Here is a 14,622-nt window from a genome sequence, read left to right as displayed (position 1 = left end):
GTTATTTAAAATTGTACTGTATTGTGTATGGTGAACTCACCATATCACAGTTTAAATTCTCCATACAAATTTGGAGAATGAAAATGAAGAATACGAGTCAGGGCTGGTTAAATGGTTTGATCGGGATCATTATCTTCTCTGGAACATTGCCTGCTACACGTGTGGCTGTGATGGATTTCAGCCCCACATTTTTAACAGCTGCCAGAGCTGCAATTGCAGGGATGCTGGGTTTAGTGCTGATTTTATTATCGCGACAGAAATTGCCTGAGAAAAAAGACTGGCTTGCTTTATTTTATGTTGCAATTGGGGTGGTGGTTGGCTTTCCACTATTTACCTCTTTGGCACTTCAATATATGAGTGCTGCACACTCCATTGTTTTTATTGGTTTATTACCCTTGGCAACGGCGATTTTTGGTGTCTTGCGTAGTGGTGAGAAACCAAGTTTAGTATTTTGGCTATTTGCTATTTTAGGTAGTTCACTGGTTTTTGGATATATGTTGATTCAAGCAGGAAACTGGTCATTCAACTATGGTGATATTTTCATGCTAATTGCGATACTGCTTTGTGGCTTTGGCTATGCAGAGGGGGGAAAATTATCAAGGCATCTGGGCGGTTGGCAAGTCATTTGCTGGGCATTGATTATGACTTTCCCATTGATGCTGTTGATTTCATGTCTATATATGCCAGTTAATTTTGATCAAATTTCATTTTCATCAAAACTTGGGCTGGCTTATGTTTCGCTGTTTAGTATGCTGATTGGTTTTTTCTTTTGGTATAAAGGCTTGGCCCAAGGCGGTATTGCGACAGTTGGGCAGTTGCAACTATTGCAGCCTATATTGGGTTTGATGATTGCCGCCATTTTATTGCATGAGCAAGTCAGTCCAGCCATGTTCGCGGTCACCATAACCGTAATTGCCTGCGTTGCCTGTGCCAAAAAATTCGCTTAATTCGTAGATTCAAAAATTATAAACAATTGGCAGGTTTGGGAACGCCAGCCAAGCGACTTAAATGTCGGGCGACTAGACCTGTATTAAACTTTTGCTGTAGCTCAGCATTATTGATTTCAGGATCTACCGTCTTCATCAAAAATTTGATCAGGGGGCGTGTTGCAGGTGAGTGCCCAAACTGCTGATAAAACTGCCGTACAGCATTGAGAATATCAAAATGCCATTCTGTCAGCTCTAAATCCAAAGATTTAGCAAGTTCCTGAGCAACTTGCTGATTCCAGATGGTGTAATCAACCAAATGACCATCTTGGTCTAACTCTAAATGCATAAAATAGCCTAAGTAGGGGCGTATTGTATACGCCAATAATTTATGGGTATCACTAAATTAACGATATATTCATTTCAACGTAATACAACGCTGAAACTGTAATACTAAATTTGCAAATTGAGCATATTCCAGAATGTTTACACGCTCTTTCAGGTTATCCTGCAATAAACTTTGTTCATTGCTTAGACAATAGATATTCGGGTAAGTATCCACAACTGCATCTGTGACTTGTAACACTGAATCACCCATCATCACAATATGGTCATCCACTTTTGCCATGTGTGCTAACTCATCTAAAATTTTATTGACATTGTTATAAGGAGATTGGACGAGAAACAAGGTTGGATTTTTCATGAGCGAATCCCTTACCAATACAGTATATGATCAAATGACTGAATAAATTCAGGATGAATATCAATAAATTCAATGTCCTGATCTGTATTTTTGACGATAGTCAATTGTTGATTTTTGCTTTCAACCAAAATTGGGGTTAAATCGTAAAACTCAAAACTTTCCACCATATTGGCGGCAATTTTAAAGGCCTGCGTGAACTGGTCGAATGCTAATTGATTGTTCAATAAACTCAGTGCGGCATCCTTTAATAATACTTTGACAGAAATACCAAAGGTTGCTAAAACCATAGTTGCAGACAAGCTTTCATTGACCTGCAAACTGGTTAAATTGGGCTGCGTTAGGATGACGAGTACAGTTTTCACACAATTTACCTTTTAAAAGCAACACGCTATATAAAGAACTTGATCTAGAATTGAATTAGACGAGAACAGCTTTGTACAGCATCGGCAAGTTCTCCAAGCCCAACCAGCTCAAAACCCTGGGCCAGGTTGTGCTGTTGAAGTGAATGACGTTGTGCATTGCTGGCGTCAGTGATTCCCCGAGCAAGGGCAGCACTGACACAGACAGGGAGTCGAATGCCAAGCTTTTGCCATTCCAGTTTTAGGTTGCGCTGATCATCAGGAAACCACTGTAAATCGTTCGCAACCTGAACACCGTCCTGGTAAAAGAAGACACGAAATTCCTCGTGCTTATTTTGTAATGCCTGTGCTAAACCAAATGCATGCCAGGCCATCATTGAAGTAGGTGCTGAGGTAATTAACAGTAGTGTACTCATGGAACATTCACTATGGTCATAGGCAAAAATAAAGATGGACATATTAAAAAGAAGGTAATTATACAATGATTTTGGTGACAGGTGGTTTAGGCTTTATCGGTTCACATATTGCTTTGAGTTTACTGGCTCGTGGGCACGAAATTGTCATTGTTGATAATCTGGCCAATTCAACATTACAGACTCTGGAACGTCTGGAGTATATCTCAGGCATGTATATTCCTTTTGCAAAGCTGGATGTACGCAACACGCCTGCCTTAAATAAGGTGTTTGAACAATATTCCATAGATGCGGTGGTTCATACTGCAAGCTTTAAATCGCTGGAGGAATCGGTTTTAAAACCTCTTGAATATTATAATGATAATGTCAGTTGTATCATGAGCTTATTGCGTGCCATGCAACGAATGGGGGTGAGACAGCTCATCAACCTATCCAGCGTGGCGGTCTATGGAAAGTCTGATTCGGAACTTTCCGAGGAGACTGAATTTAATTATCACTATGCCAATCCCTATATTCGTACCCAGCAAATGGTGGAGGATATTATTGCGGATACCTACAGGGTTGACCATGAATGGAAGATCATTAACCTGCGGTTGTCCAATATTGTCGGTGCCTTTGAACATGGGGTATTGGGTGAATATGTCGTTCAATTACCGAAGAATATTGTGCCTCTAGCTTTGCAGGTGGCTGCAATGCAACGTGATTGCATTGAGTTGCAAAATCAGGCACAGACTAAAGATGGTACGGTTGAACGAAGCTTCTTGCATGTACTGGATGTCTGCGATGCTGTATTGGCAGGCTTAAAGTGGCTGGAAACACAAGTTGGTTGTTTAGAGGCCTTTAATATCGCCCACTCAAAAACTACCTCTATTCAAGGTTTATTAGATGAAGTTACCAAAGTAACCCAGTCCGAAATTCGGGTTCAGCCCGCAGTTTATCAACATGAGGAATTGGCTCAACTAGGGGCAAACATTGATAAAGCAGAAAAGGTGCTTGCATGGACACCGAAACGATCCTTAACACAAATGATTGAAGATGAATGGCGTTTTTACCTAAATACACTAAAAGGTAACTAAGTCTGCTGTCGCTTTATGATTACGAATACAGTCCATTAAAGCTGGTAATAGATTTTGGATAATGATTATTATTTACATTTTTAAGCCATTTGGGGATAATAAGGCGGTTTGTTGAATATCCTTGATGAACATCAATATTAGCTAGCCAAGGCATCTATTTGCTTCAGCCCGTGAAAATTCTTACCAAGATAGAGCAGAGGTTGTTATGCACATGCGAATTGAACACGATACCATGGGTGAAATTGAGGTTCCAAATGAAGCCTTGTGGGGTGCGCAAACGCAAAGAAGTTTACAAAACTTTAAAATAGGTCAGGAACGCTTACCCCGTGCGATGATTCGTGCAATGGGTCTTGTAAAAAAAGCTGCTGCCATCACCAATGCAGAACTTAAACAACTGCCTGAAGAATTAAGTCAATATATTGTGGGTGCTGCTGAAGAAGTGATTGCTGGGCAATGGGATGCTCAGTTTCCATTGGTGGTATGGCAGACAGGTTCTGGTACGCAAAGCAACATGAACTGTAATGAGGTTATTGCCAATATTGCCAACCAGAAACTAGGGCAAGCTTTGGGCGCGCAAAAACCTGTTCATCCAAATGATCATGTCAACCGTGCACAATCCACCAATGATTCTTTCCCAACCGCAATCCATGTTGCCGCAAGTCTGCAAATCAATGAATTACTGATCCCTGCGGTTGAGAAACTCAAACAAACTTTACAACGTAAATCTGAAGAGTTTGATGATATTGTCAAAATTGGACGTACCCACTTACAGGATGCGACTCCATTAACGCTAGGGCAGGAATTTAGCGGTTATGTGTCACAACTGGATCATGGCTTAAAGCGTCTACATCAGGCGCTTGCAGGTTTATATGAATTGCCTTTAGGCGGAACGGCGGTGGGTACAGGACTTAATGCTCATCCTGATTATGCCGTAAAAGCCGCAGAACAGTTAGCTGGGCTGACAGGCTTACCATTCGTAACGGCACCCAATAAATTTGAGGCTTTAGCAGGACGTGATGCCGCAGTTTTTGCATCTGGTGCATTAAAAACTTTGGCAGCAAGCTTAAATAAAATTGCCAATGACATTCGCTGGTTAGCAAGTGGTCCTCGTTGTGGTTTTGGGGAAATCCGTATTCCTGAAAATGAACCAGGCTCAAGTATCATGCCTGGTAAGGTGAATCCGACACAAAGTGAAGCCATGACCATGGTGGTGGCTCAGGTTTTGGGCAATGACACCACCATTAATGTTGCTGGTGCATCTGGTAACTTCGAGCTCAACGTGTTTATGCCAGTGATTGCCTACAACTTATTGCAATCAATCCAGTTGCTCGGTGATGCATGTAATAGTTTCAACGATCACTGTGCGGTAGGAATTGAACCAAATCGTGAGAAAATTGATTATTTCCTGCATAATTCACTGATGTTGGTGACTGCATTAAACCCTGTCATTGGTTATGAAAACTCTGCCAAAGTCGCTAAAACAGCGTATAAGGAAAACAAGACCTTAAAACAGGTTGCGGTTGAACTGGGCTTGGTAACTGCTGAACAATTTGATGAAGTGGTTCGTCCTGAGCAGATGATTGCACCGAGTAGTAAATAAGTATGGATAGTAGGGGCGTATTGTATACGCCCCTACTGTTTTGAGAAGCATGGGATGGTTGCCCTTGCGAAGTGTACTTCTCGCCTACAAGTGCGTACAATATCCGTTTGATTGACTAGACCATTGCTTTATTATGCTTAATATTTATTTGACAGATACTCAAACTCATATTCAATATTCTGGTCTGTCTCATGAAAATCCTGTCAAGTTTTTGTTGAATCTAAAGAAAATTTTTCCAAGTACGGCGGACCTGTTGTTACCTGTGTTGCCAGAAGACAATAATCTGGAAAATGTGACATGGGAAGCAACTACCAAAGATTTTGAGGTTTTTAAAAAATTATTAGAGGGCTGGGGTATTATTGAACTTCGTTTAAGTGCAATAACCACCTATAAAGACAAAAACTTTGCCAATGAATTGGTAAAAAAAGCTCAAGTTAGACGTAAGCAAATTTCCCAGAAACATCCTGAACTCTCACTTATTGTTTTGGATTATATACTCATGCATGAAATTCATGCCTTGATTGATGCGGAACTGGTCATGATTGGTGAGAAGTTCTATTTGCCGACTTTGCGTGAACAATGGAAAAGTCTGTTCTCAGAGCAAATTCTGCAATGTAAGTTTTAAGATGGGTAAGCAGACTTAGGTCTGCTTTTTTATTGACTCATCTTTATAGAACCACGCGGCATATATATTGCTTATTATGAAATGCCTTGCATTTCAAGGAGTTTGCTATGCCTCATATTGTTGTGATCGGTGCGGGAATTACAGGCGTTACCTCTGCCTATGAATTAATAAAACTGGGTTATCAGGTCACGGTGATTGACAGACATCTCTTTCCTGCAATGGAGACTTCTTTTGCCAATGGTGGGCAGTTGTCCGCCTGCAATGCTGAAGTCTGGAATCAGAAAGCAACGGTACTCAAGGGTATCAAGTGGATGAGTAAAAAAGATGCACCATTATTGCTCAACCCATCTTTTAGTCTGCATAAGTACCGTTGGCTGGTTGAGTTTTTAACCCATATCAAAAATTATAAAGCTAACACCATTGAAACTGTTCGGTTGGCATTATTGGCAAGACAACGCTTATTTGAAATTGCCGAAAAGGAAAATATTTCTTTTGATCTGGAAAAACGTGGCATTTTGCATATGTACCACACTGAGGCAGACTATCAAATTGCCAAGCAGGTCAATGATGTTCTGGTTGAGGGAAAGCTGGAACGTTATGCAATTACACCTGAAGAAATGAAAGCAATCGAGCCGACCTTGACAGGTCAGTATTTTGGCGGTTATTACACTTCAAGTGATGCAACAGGTGACATTCATAAATACTCAGTTGGGCTTGCAGAAAAAACGCAGCAATATGGTGTGATCTATCGTTTTGGTCTGGATGTGGTCAATGTGAAATATATGCAGGATAAGGTGATCATCCACTGTAAAAATAGCTCAGAAAACATGCATACAGATGCTAAGGAATATGTGGAAATCGAAGCAGATGCAGTGCTGGTGTGTGGTGGCGTTGGGAGTTATCAACTGGCGGATATGCTGGGAGATCGGGTGAATGTTTATCCAGTAAAAGGTTATTCGATTACAGTGCAACTTAAAGATGAGCGTAGTATCAATAATGCGCCGTGGGTGAGTTTGCTGGATGAAAGTGCAAAAATCGTTACTTCACGTTTAGGGGTAGATCGTTTGCGTGTTGCAGGAACGGCTGAGTTTAATGGCTATAACCGTGATATTCGGGCTGACCGAATCCAGCCTTTGATCAACTGGGTAAATCAAAACTTTGACATTTCAACTGAGCATGTTATTCCTTGGGCAGGCCTACGTCCCATGATGCCAAATATGATGCCAGTCGTGAAACAGGGAAATCATTCGCGAGTATTCTATAACACAGGCCATGGCCACTTAGGCTGGACTTTGTCTGCCGCAACAGCAGTCATCATCAGCCAGGAAATTGCACAAAAATTTCCATGTTAAAGAATAAAAGCCGATGTATAAAAACATCGGCTTTTGAAATTCAATCATTCAAGTTTAGTCATATAAACGGTAGATGCCTGTAAAACGTTCGCAGCCTTTTTGATCTGTTTTGACAATCAGTAAGGCCTTTTGAAAATCAAACTGGTATTGGCATTTCTTTTCATTATCAGTGATCTGGTTTTTTTGTTCAGGTGTACTGTAGGCAAGCAATGACAGTATTTGGGTTTCCAGTCGATTGTTTGGGTTGCGATAGGCAATACCCTCAATTTTAAGCTTGTCTTTATCCAGTTGATGAATCTGTAAATGAATGGGTTGAGCGGCTAATTTTCCCTGTTCATATTTCAGATAATGCTGGGTCAGCGTCTGGTTCATGGAGGTATAAAAATTCAGGTCATCCAAACGCATTTCAAACTGTTGTTGATAGCAGGTTTTAGATTTGCATTGCTGTAACTGTTTTAACCATAATTTCTGGGTATCATGTAATAGCTGTAAGGGGGCATCGGTCACCAAATAAGCAGTTAAAAACTTATTGTTAAGCTTAACTCGCTGTTCATCATATTGCTTGGAACATATCTTTTTAAGGTCAAGTGTAGGATCTGAGCAATCGATTGATTTCGCAAATGTAAATGTTGAGCAAAAACAACTCAATGTGATGATATAACCGACGTTCTTTAATTGATTTCTTACCGTATTCAACAGCATAATGACGCATACTTTCAGTCTAATTTGCTCAATGTACTATAGCGAAATAGAAAGCCAGAATACAAGATTTGTTCAGTATATTGTAAAAGGAAAATCATATGGTTGCTCACATTCGTATTGGACAGGGAATGGATGTACATGCTTTTGAAGAAGGCAGCTTTGTTACCTTGGCGGGTATTCAGATTCCCCACACACATGGTTTAAAAGCCCATTCTGATGGAGATGTGGTGCTGCATGCACTGTGTGATGCATTGCTGGGCGCATTGGCTTTAGGGGATATTGGGCAGCATTTCCCTGACACTGACCCAGAATATAAGGGTGCAGATAGTCGGGTATTGCTTAAGCATGTATATCAGCTGATTTTAGATCGTGGTTATCATCTCAACAATGCTGACATTACTGTGGCTTGCGAACGGCCAAAACTTGCCAAGCATAATCTGGAGATGCGTCAAAGCATCGCGGATGTGATGGATGTGGATGTCACACAAATAAGTATTAAGGCGACCACAACTGAAAAACTAGGTTTTACTGGCCGTCAGGAAGGCATTCTGGCAACGGCGACAGTGCTTGTTTCCCATCATGCAAAATGATCGGCATTGATCAATGACTGCTGTAATTCCTGTGTTGCTTTACGACCTTGCAGTTGTAAAGTAATGCTGTGAATTAATCCTGTCCATGTTTCATTTGGTTCCCAGATTTGATGAAGCAACTCTTGGGCAATCGGCAATTCAATATTCATATAAAACTGACGATATAAATACATCAAGCAACTGACACGCATATTCTGGGCACAATGTAGCCAGACAATTTCATTTTGAACCAGATGGTCAATTAAATCCAAAATAAAAAGACACTGTTCTGAGCAGGGAATATCCCAGTCAATGGGGATATGAATATAGTTTAGCCCCAAACCCAGACAAATTTGATCCTGTTGGGATAAGTGATTTTCAGACTTACTCGTCGCAAGGTTAATGACTGTACTACAACCATATTCTTTAATCTGCTGCAACTGCTCAACCGAGGGCTGGGCAGAGCTAAACAGGTGCTCATGCACCAAAGAAAAACCTGGTATCTGAGATAAAGCTTGTTCGAGTGAAGTCATAAGGTTCGCTATACAATGATTGAAGTTCTCATGATATGAGAAACTTATTTTTAAAATGATGGCTTTACTATAAGTGTTTTTATTTCAGTGTTCAATTTATTAAAAATACCTAATTTCAGATTTTTTAGTATAATGGAGGTAGTAACATTGCAACCTTGGATCATATTGAGGGTGAGTATATGAAAATAATGAATAGTAAAGAGTTTAATCAACATACCAATGAGGCAAAAAAAGAAGCAGAAAAGTCTCCTGTATTCATCACAAATAGAGGAGAATATACCCATATTTTGATGAGCTATATGGAATACCAGAAACTTATTCAAAATCAACCGCAAAACTTGGCCGATTGGTTTATTCAGGCGGACTCAGAAGTTGCTGATATTGAGCTGGAAATACCAGAACGCAATCCAGCACAACGTCGTCCTGTAGAGTTTTGAAATGTATTTATTGGATACCAACATCATTAGTGAAATGCGCCGTTTACCTAAGGGCAAGGCTGATGCAGGTTTAACCACATGGGCAAAAAGTGTAAATACACACGTATTCTATACATGTACTGTGGTAATGATGGAGTTGGAACGTGGAGTACTGGGATTAGAGCGAAAAGACCCAATACAGGGGCAGATATTACGAATCTGGTTTGAAAATACAGTAAAATCAGCATTTCAACAGCGTATATTGACTATTGATAACGAAACTGCAAGGTTGTGTGCAAATTTACATGTGCCTGACAAAGCAGCTGAAAATGATGCTTGGATCGCCGCAATTGCAATACAGCATAACCTTATATTGGTGACACGTAATACTGCTGATTTTCAGGATATGGGTATCAGGTTACTCAATCCATTTACTCAAAACCATTAAAAAAAACAGCATCACTTGGATGCTGTTTTTTGTATTTAGTCTTTGTTTAAATTCTCATTGAGCAGGAATTCCATTAATGCCTTTTGAGCATGCAAACGGTTTTCCGCTTCATCCCAGACCACTGCATTTTTATGATCCAGCATGTGTTCAGAAATTTCTTCACCACGGTGTGCTGGTAAGCAATGCATAAATAAACAGTCAGGATGAGCTAAATCCATGAGCTTTTCATTGACCTGAAAATCGGCAAACGCTTTTTCACGCAATTTTTGTTCTTCTTCCTGTCCCATGCTTGCCCAAACATCTGTTACGATCAGGTCTGCATTAACCGCTGCATCTTCAGCCTTGTTGAACACTTCCACACAGTCCGCAAACTCGGCGAGAAACTCAGGTTTTGGCTCATAACCCTCAGGAGAGGCGATCTTGAGTTTAAAACCCATCAGATGTGCCGCTTCAACATAAGAGTTACACATATTGTTGCCGTCACCAATCCAGGCTACTGTCTTGCCTGCAATGCTGCCACGATGTTCCTGATAGGTTTGTAAATCAGCAAGTAACTGGCAAGGGTGATGGTCATCCGTAAGGCCATTAATGACAGGTACTTTAGAATAAGAAGCAAAACGTTCTACGATGTCATGCCCAAAAGTACGGATCATCACAATATCAAGCATGCTCGAAATAACGCGGGCAGAATCTTCAATTGGCTCACCGCGACCTAGCTGGGTGTCACGTGGTGAAAGAAAAATCGCATTACCCCCAAACTGGCAGATACCTGCTTCAAAAGAAATACGGGTACGTGTACTCGATTTTTCAAAAATCATTCCTAAAACTTTACCAACAAAAGGTTGATATACCGTATTGCTGTGCTGCATACGCTTGAGTTCTTGCGCACGATCTAAAATGCGTTGCAGTTCTAATGAGGATAGGTCACGTAAAGTTAGGAAATGCCGAAGCGCCATAGCTACTCCCACAATAATTATTGAATAAAAACAATAATTAATTGTTGTTTGACGAGTGGTGAATAAAAAGGAATTGACTACTATACTATACGCTCAGGAAAATGCAAAAGAATTAAGGGCCTGTTGCCATTTTATCTATGGTTGCGACAGCGGACATTTTTTAGACGATACAAGGCATGTTTTGCGAAATTTAGTGATCTAAATGAGAGAAACATAACGCAGTAGCGGCAAAAAATGTCCCTGTCCCAAAGGGTTGTGGCTAAAAATCCCTCATACTTCGTTATGAAACTTGGCAAGGGAATAGCGATTACCTGCATTTCATGCCTTGTCTGGTGAATTTTTAGCCTACAACGCAACTCATTTATAAAGTGGCAACAGGCCCTAGATTTTGGTGAGCTTTTAGGAATAAATCTACAGAATAATAAATATAATCAAATATCTCAGTGTCATTGGCTGGCATATTCAAGCCCATTAAAATACGCCATTCAACATCACGTAAAATGCCAAAGTACATTGTGGCGGAAAATTGGGGATTGCTACAAAAGATACTCTGGTTTTGATGTGCATGTTCAAGCGCAAAAGCAATGGTATTTTGAATGTTTAAAGCACATTGATCATAGAAGTAGTGCGCCAGTTGCATATCTTTCTGTGACTGCTCTGTGAACATGCGCATGAAAGCAATGTTCTCAGGTTGGATGATATGTTGATAGAAACGAATCAAGGTCTGGTTTAAATAGTTCTTGAGATCAATCTTTTCTGGAATATAGGGTACACAGACCCCCTTGAAGAAAACTTCTCGACGATAATCACAAATTGCGGTAAACAAGCCTTCTTTATTGCCGAAATATTTATAGATAGACGACGTTTTTGATCCACCCGCATGATTGACAATATCATCCAGCGAAACAGCATCATAACCGCGTTCCAGAAATAGATCGGTTGCACAAATGAGCAAGGCAAGACGACGTTCCTGTCCACGGCGAGTTTGAGGCTGTTCACAACTTGGGTAACAAATATCAGTCATTGTATTCAAGAGAAGTGGGTTGGGTGATCTGTATTATAGCAAAAACCATATACATTGTATGGCTATGAAGTTGATGAGTATTGCAAATCCTCTTGATAATAAAAAAGCGAGACATGATTTGCTCGCTTTTTTAATGACTTAGGGTTGTTAGGCTGAACGAACTTCCTCGTCATCATCATCTTCAGATGAATCCATGCCAAGCTCCTTGAGTTTACGTGTCAGGGTATTGCGTCCCCAACCCAAAAGCTCAGCGGCATGGCGTTTACGTCCACGTGTTTGCTGGAGTGCGGCATTAATCAATGTGCGTTCAAACATCGGTGTGGCAATATCCAGAATTTTCATTTCACCATTTTTGAGCTTTTGAATGGCCCATTGCCCCAACAACTCATCCCAATGATGCACTGCAATACGTTCAGACAGTGCTGGGCTGGCCGCTGTTGGCAGCACAGCATCACTTGTTGCTTTCTGGATCGAGACCTGTTTAAGCTCGGCAGGTAAATCCTCAGGATAAACCTCACGACCCGTGATCATCACTGTCAACCAGCGGCAGGTATTTTCTAGCTGACGAACGTTGCCTGGCCACGGTAGCTGTTGCATATAATCCGTTGTTTCAGTGCGTAGGATTTTTGGACTTACGCCGAGTTCCTTGCCTGCACGCGCCAGAAAGTGCTGTGCCAGCATCGGAATGTCTTCACTACGATGGGCAAGTTTAGGAATGTGAATACGGATTACGTTGAGGCGATGATACAAGTCTTCACGGAAACGGCCTTCGTTGACCAGCTTTTCCAGGTCCTGATGGGTTGCTGCGACAATACGCACATCGACTTTTACTGGAATGTGACCACCAACACGATAGAACTCGCCATCTGCAAGCACACGGAGTAGGCGTGTCTGGGTTTCAAATGGCATATCACCAATTTCATCCAGGAATAATGTGCCACCATTGGCTTGCTCAAAACGCCCTTGATGCTGGGTGTTTGCACCTGTAAATGCACCTTTTTCGTGACCAAACAACTCGGTTTCAATCAAGTCTTTTGGAATTGCCGCCATATTCAGCGCAATAAAAGGTTTGGCACGGCGTGGTGAATGCTTATGCAATGCATGGGCAACCAGCTCTTTACCTGTACCTGACTCACCATTAATCAATACAGTGATATGCGATTGTGATAAACGACCAATGGCACGGAACACTTCCTGCATTGCAGGTGACTCACCGATAATCTCAGTGGATTGTAATGGTGCAGCCGCTGCCGCTTTGGTGGCTTCCTGCTGTTGAAGCTTGGTGATATGCAAAATGGCACGATTGACCAGTGCCAGTGCCTCATCAATATCAAAAGGCTTTGGCAGGTACTCAAAAGCACCAGTCTGGTAACTTGATACCGCTGACTCCAAGTCAGAGTGGGCAGTCATAATAATCACAGGCAGGTCTGGATGGGTATTCTTCACTTTGGATAGAAAAGTTAAACCATCAATTCCAGGCATACGAATATCGGTCAAAATGACATCAGGAGCATCATCATGTAAACGTTCCAGCGCTGTTTGTGCTTCTTCAAAATTGGTAACGTCAAAACCTTCTTCTTTAAAAGTCTTTTCGAGTACCCAGCGCATGGCACGATCGTCATCGATTACCCAAATTTTATTTCGTGACACGGTCTGACTCCCAAGGTAGATATAAGCTAAATACGGTTTTTCCTGGAACGGACTGACATTCGATCATTCCGTTATGTTGATGCATGATGTTTTGCGCGATACTGAGGCCAAGTCCCGTGCCCTTTGCCCGTCCAGTCACAAGTGGGTAAAATACCGACTCCAGGATACTTTCTGGCACACCAGGCCCATTGTCTTCAATATCAACACGAACTGTAGAGCGATTGAGTACGCCATTAATAGTGACTAAACGTTGAATACGTGTTCTTAGGATCAATTCAGGTTCTGAATCTACAAAAAAACTTTTATTTTCGGTCATGGCCTGTACCGCATTGACACTGATATTCAGCATGACCTGAATCAGTTGATCACGATCTGCCATGACATCAGGCAGGGAAAGGTCATAATCGCGGGTAATCTTAATTTTTTTCTTGGTCTGGTTGACGATAAGTGAACGAACACGTTCCAGTGGCTCATGCACATTGACCAGCTCATAGCTTGGTAACTGACGTGAACCAAGCATGGTGTCTGCCAGATTGGTTAAGCGATCCACTTCACTAATAATAATGTCGGTGAATTCCCGATAGCTTTCATCACTTAAACTACGTGCCAGTAACTGTGTTGCACCACGTATCCCTGCCAAAGGGTTCTTGATTTCATGTGCCACACCACGGACAAGTTGGCGGGCAACCTGATGCTGCTGAACCAGATTTTCTTCCTTGGAAATTTTTAGCATCCGATCAATTGGGTTCAGCTCAATCAATAACAGGGGATGGTAGCTCTTTCCTGTATTAAGCTGTGAAACTGTATAGTCCACATGAATCGGTTTGAAATTTACATTGATTACCGCTTCGCGACGTGTGTAATGTTGTCCACTTTTTAAGGTGTTGAGTAAAGCTTCGTGGGTATTAAAGGTATCATCGTGGGCATGCAGTAAATTTAAGACAGGTTGACCTGATGCACGTAGTAAGCTGACATCAAATAATGCTTCACAAGCGGAGTTTAAATAAAAAATATTAAGCTTACTATCGACCAGTAAAATGGCAGTCGTTAAATTATCTACTAGGAGTCGATAGTCGATAGTGTGGTGTTGATCCATTTGTGAATCGTCCTGTATTAAAATGGCGCAATAAATATATGTATAAATGAATAGCCATTCATGTCTAAGGTTTATGTAATGCAAAATATAAGCCAACTTTTGATAGGCTAAATTTCAATAACTTAGTTAAAAGATATGCCGTTTATGCTGTATTTTTCACATAGATGCGGTTTT

General features: G+C 41.2%; 18 protein-coding genes. 8 read left to right on the top strand and 10 right to left on the bottom strand.

The window, feature by feature from the left end; all coding sequences use genetic code 11:
* Positions 1-83: 83 nt before the first annotated feature.
* Positions 84-947, top strand: coding sequence for a DMT family transporter (locus QLH32_RS02100; RefSeq protein WP_283267857.1), 864 nt, complete (start codon positions 84-86; stop codon positions 945-947).
* A gap of 16 nt (positions 948-963) precedes the next feature.
* Here the strand turns inward: QLH32_RS02100 and QLH32_RS02095 are convergent, their stop codons facing one another.
* The 4 genes from QLH32_RS02095 to tusD form a co-directional block, all read right to left on the bottom strand.
* Positions 964-1,275 (bottom strand): TusE/DsrC/DsvC family sulfur relay protein, encoded by a 312-nt coding sequence (locus QLH32_RS02095; RefSeq protein ID WP_283267856.1) that lies wholly within the window; start codon positions 1,273-1,275, stop codon positions 964-966.
* Between the two features lie 69 nt (positions 1,276-1,344).
* Complete coding sequence (locus tag QLH32_RS02090) at positions 1,345-1,629, bottom strand: hypothetical protein (RefSeq protein WP_283267855.1); 285 nt, start codon at positions 1,627-1,629, stop codon at positions 1,345-1,347.
* 11 nt (positions 1,630-1,640) lie between these two features.
* Complete coding sequence (locus QLH32_RS02085; protein WP_267979471.1) at positions 1,641-1,991, bottom strand: hypothetical protein; 351 nt, start codon at positions 1,989-1,991, stop codon at positions 1,641-1,643.
* Between the two features lie 44 nt (positions 1,992-2,035).
* Complete coding sequence (gene tusD, locus QLH32_RS02080; RefSeq protein WP_267979470.1) at positions 2,036-2,404, bottom strand: sulfurtransferase complex subunit TusD; 369 nt, start codon at positions 2,402-2,404, stop codon at positions 2,036-2,038.
* A gap of 65 nt (positions 2,405-2,469) precedes the next feature.
* On the opposite strand from tusD, the gene galE reads away from it, so the two are divergent.
* The 4 genes from galE (at position 2,470) to QLH32_RS02060 (ending at position 7,054) form a co-directional block, all read left to right on the top strand.
* Entirely contained in the window at positions 2,470-3,477 is a 1,008-nt protein-coding gene (gene galE, locus QLH32_RS02075; RefSeq protein WP_283267854.1) for a UDP-glucose 4-epimerase GalE, read from the top strand.
* Positions 3,478-3,682: 205 nt separating this feature from the next.
* Positions 3,683-5,077 (top strand): class II fumarate hydratase, encoded by a 1,395-nt coding sequence (fumC, locus tag QLH32_RS02070; RefSeq protein ID WP_283267853.1) that lies wholly within the window; start codon positions 3,683-3,685, stop codon positions 5,075-5,077.
* Between the two features lie 133 nt (positions 5,078-5,210).
* Positions 5,211-5,702 (top strand): hypothetical protein, encoded by a 492-nt coding sequence (locus QLH32_RS02065; RefSeq protein WP_283267852.1) that lies wholly within the window; start codon positions 5,211-5,213, stop codon positions 5,700-5,702.
* A 107-nt stretch (positions 5,703-5,809) separates the two neighbouring features.
* Positions 5,810-7,054: a D-amino acid dehydrogenase gene (locus QLH32_RS02060; RefSeq protein ID WP_283267851.1), complete on the top strand. Its 1,245-nt coding sequence runs from the start codon at positions 5,810-5,812 to the stop codon at positions 7,052-7,054.
* 54 nt (positions 7,055-7,108) lie between these two features.
* Here the strand turns inward: QLH32_RS02060 and QLH32_RS02055 are convergent, their stop codons facing one another.
* A complete protein-coding gene (locus tag QLH32_RS02055; protein WP_283267850.1) occupies positions 7,109-7,756 on the bottom strand; it encodes an A1S_1983 family putative colistin resistance protein in 648 nt (215 codons plus the stop codon).
* Positions 7,757-7,854: 98 nt separating this feature from the next.
* Between QLH32_RS02055 and ispF the strand changes: the two genes are divergently transcribed.
* Positions 7,855-8,346 carry a 2-C-methyl-D-erythritol 2,4-cyclodiphosphate synthase gene (gene ispF, locus QLH32_RS02050; protein ID WP_283267848.1) on the top strand — a complete coding sequence of 164 codons (492 nt, stop codon included), beginning with the start codon at positions 7,855-7,857 and terminating at the stop codon, positions 8,344-8,346.
* On the opposite strand, the gene QLH32_RS02045 is transcribed toward ispF, so the two are convergent.
* Positions 8,334-8,858 carry a protein tyrosine phosphatase family protein gene (locus QLH32_RS02045; RefSeq protein ID WP_267979463.1) on the bottom strand — a complete coding sequence of 175 codons (525 nt, stop codon included), beginning with the start codon at positions 8,856-8,858 and terminating at the stop codon, positions 8,334-8,336. The genes ispF and QLH32_RS02045 overlap by 13 nt on opposite strands.
* Positions 8,859-9,037: 179 nt before the next feature.
* Between QLH32_RS02045 and QLH32_RS02040 the strand changes: the two genes are divergently transcribed.
* Together QLH32_RS02040 and QLH32_RS02035 are read left to right on the top strand one after the other, a co-directional pair.
* Positions 9,038-9,295, top strand: coding sequence for a type II toxin-antitoxin system Phd/YefM family antitoxin (locus QLH32_RS02040; RefSeq protein ID WP_283267846.1), 258 nt, complete (start codon positions 9,038-9,040; stop codon positions 9,293-9,295).
* Position 9,296: 1 nt separating this feature from the next.
* On the top strand, positions 9,297-9,722 hold the full coding sequence (locus QLH32_RS02035) for a type II toxin-antitoxin system VapC family toxin (RefSeq protein WP_283267845.1): 426 nt from the start codon (positions 9,297-9,299) through the stop codon (positions 9,720-9,722).
* A 35-nt stretch (positions 9,723-9,757) separates the two neighbouring features.
* Here the strand turns inward: QLH32_RS02035 and argF are convergent, their stop codons facing one another.
* The 4 genes from argF to glnL all read right to left on the bottom strand — a co-directional run bounded on the left by argF (position 9,758) and on the right by glnL (position 14,448).
* Positions 9,758-10,678, bottom strand: a complete 921-nt coding sequence (argF, locus tag QLH32_RS02030; RefSeq protein ID WP_004758140.1) for an ornithine carbamoyltransferase — start codon at positions 10,676-10,678, stop codon at positions 9,758-9,760.
* A gap of 361 nt (positions 10,679-11,039) precedes the next feature.
* The gene (locus tag QLH32_RS02025; RefSeq protein ID WP_283267844.1) at positions 11,040-11,702 is read right to left on the bottom strand and encodes a TetR/AcrR family transcriptional regulator; all 663 of its coding nucleotides are present in this window, start codon (positions 11,700-11,702) and stop codon (positions 11,040-11,042) included.
* Between the two features lie 147 nt (positions 11,703-11,849).
* Positions 11,850-13,352, bottom strand: coding sequence for a nitrogen regulation protein NR(I) (glnG, locus tag QLH32_RS02020; protein ID WP_283267842.1), 1,503 nt, complete (start codon positions 13,350-13,352; stop codon positions 11,850-11,852).
* Positions 13,339-14,448: a nitrogen regulation protein NR(II) gene (gene glnL, locus QLH32_RS02015; RefSeq protein WP_283267841.1), complete on the bottom strand. Its 1,110-nt coding sequence runs from the start codon at positions 14,446-14,448 to the stop codon at positions 13,339-13,341. Before glnL ends, glnG begins: the two co-directional genes overlap by 14 nt.
* Positions 14,449-14,622 lie beyond the last annotated feature (174 nt).

This window comes from Acinetobacter corruptisaponis (assembly GCF_030053775.1).
GTDB classification, from domain to species: domain Bacteria; phylum Pseudomonadota; class Gammaproteobacteria; order Pseudomonadales; family Moraxellaceae; genus Acinetobacter; species Acinetobacter corruptisaponis.
This window is presented reverse-complemented; position numbering and strand designations above follow the sequence as displayed.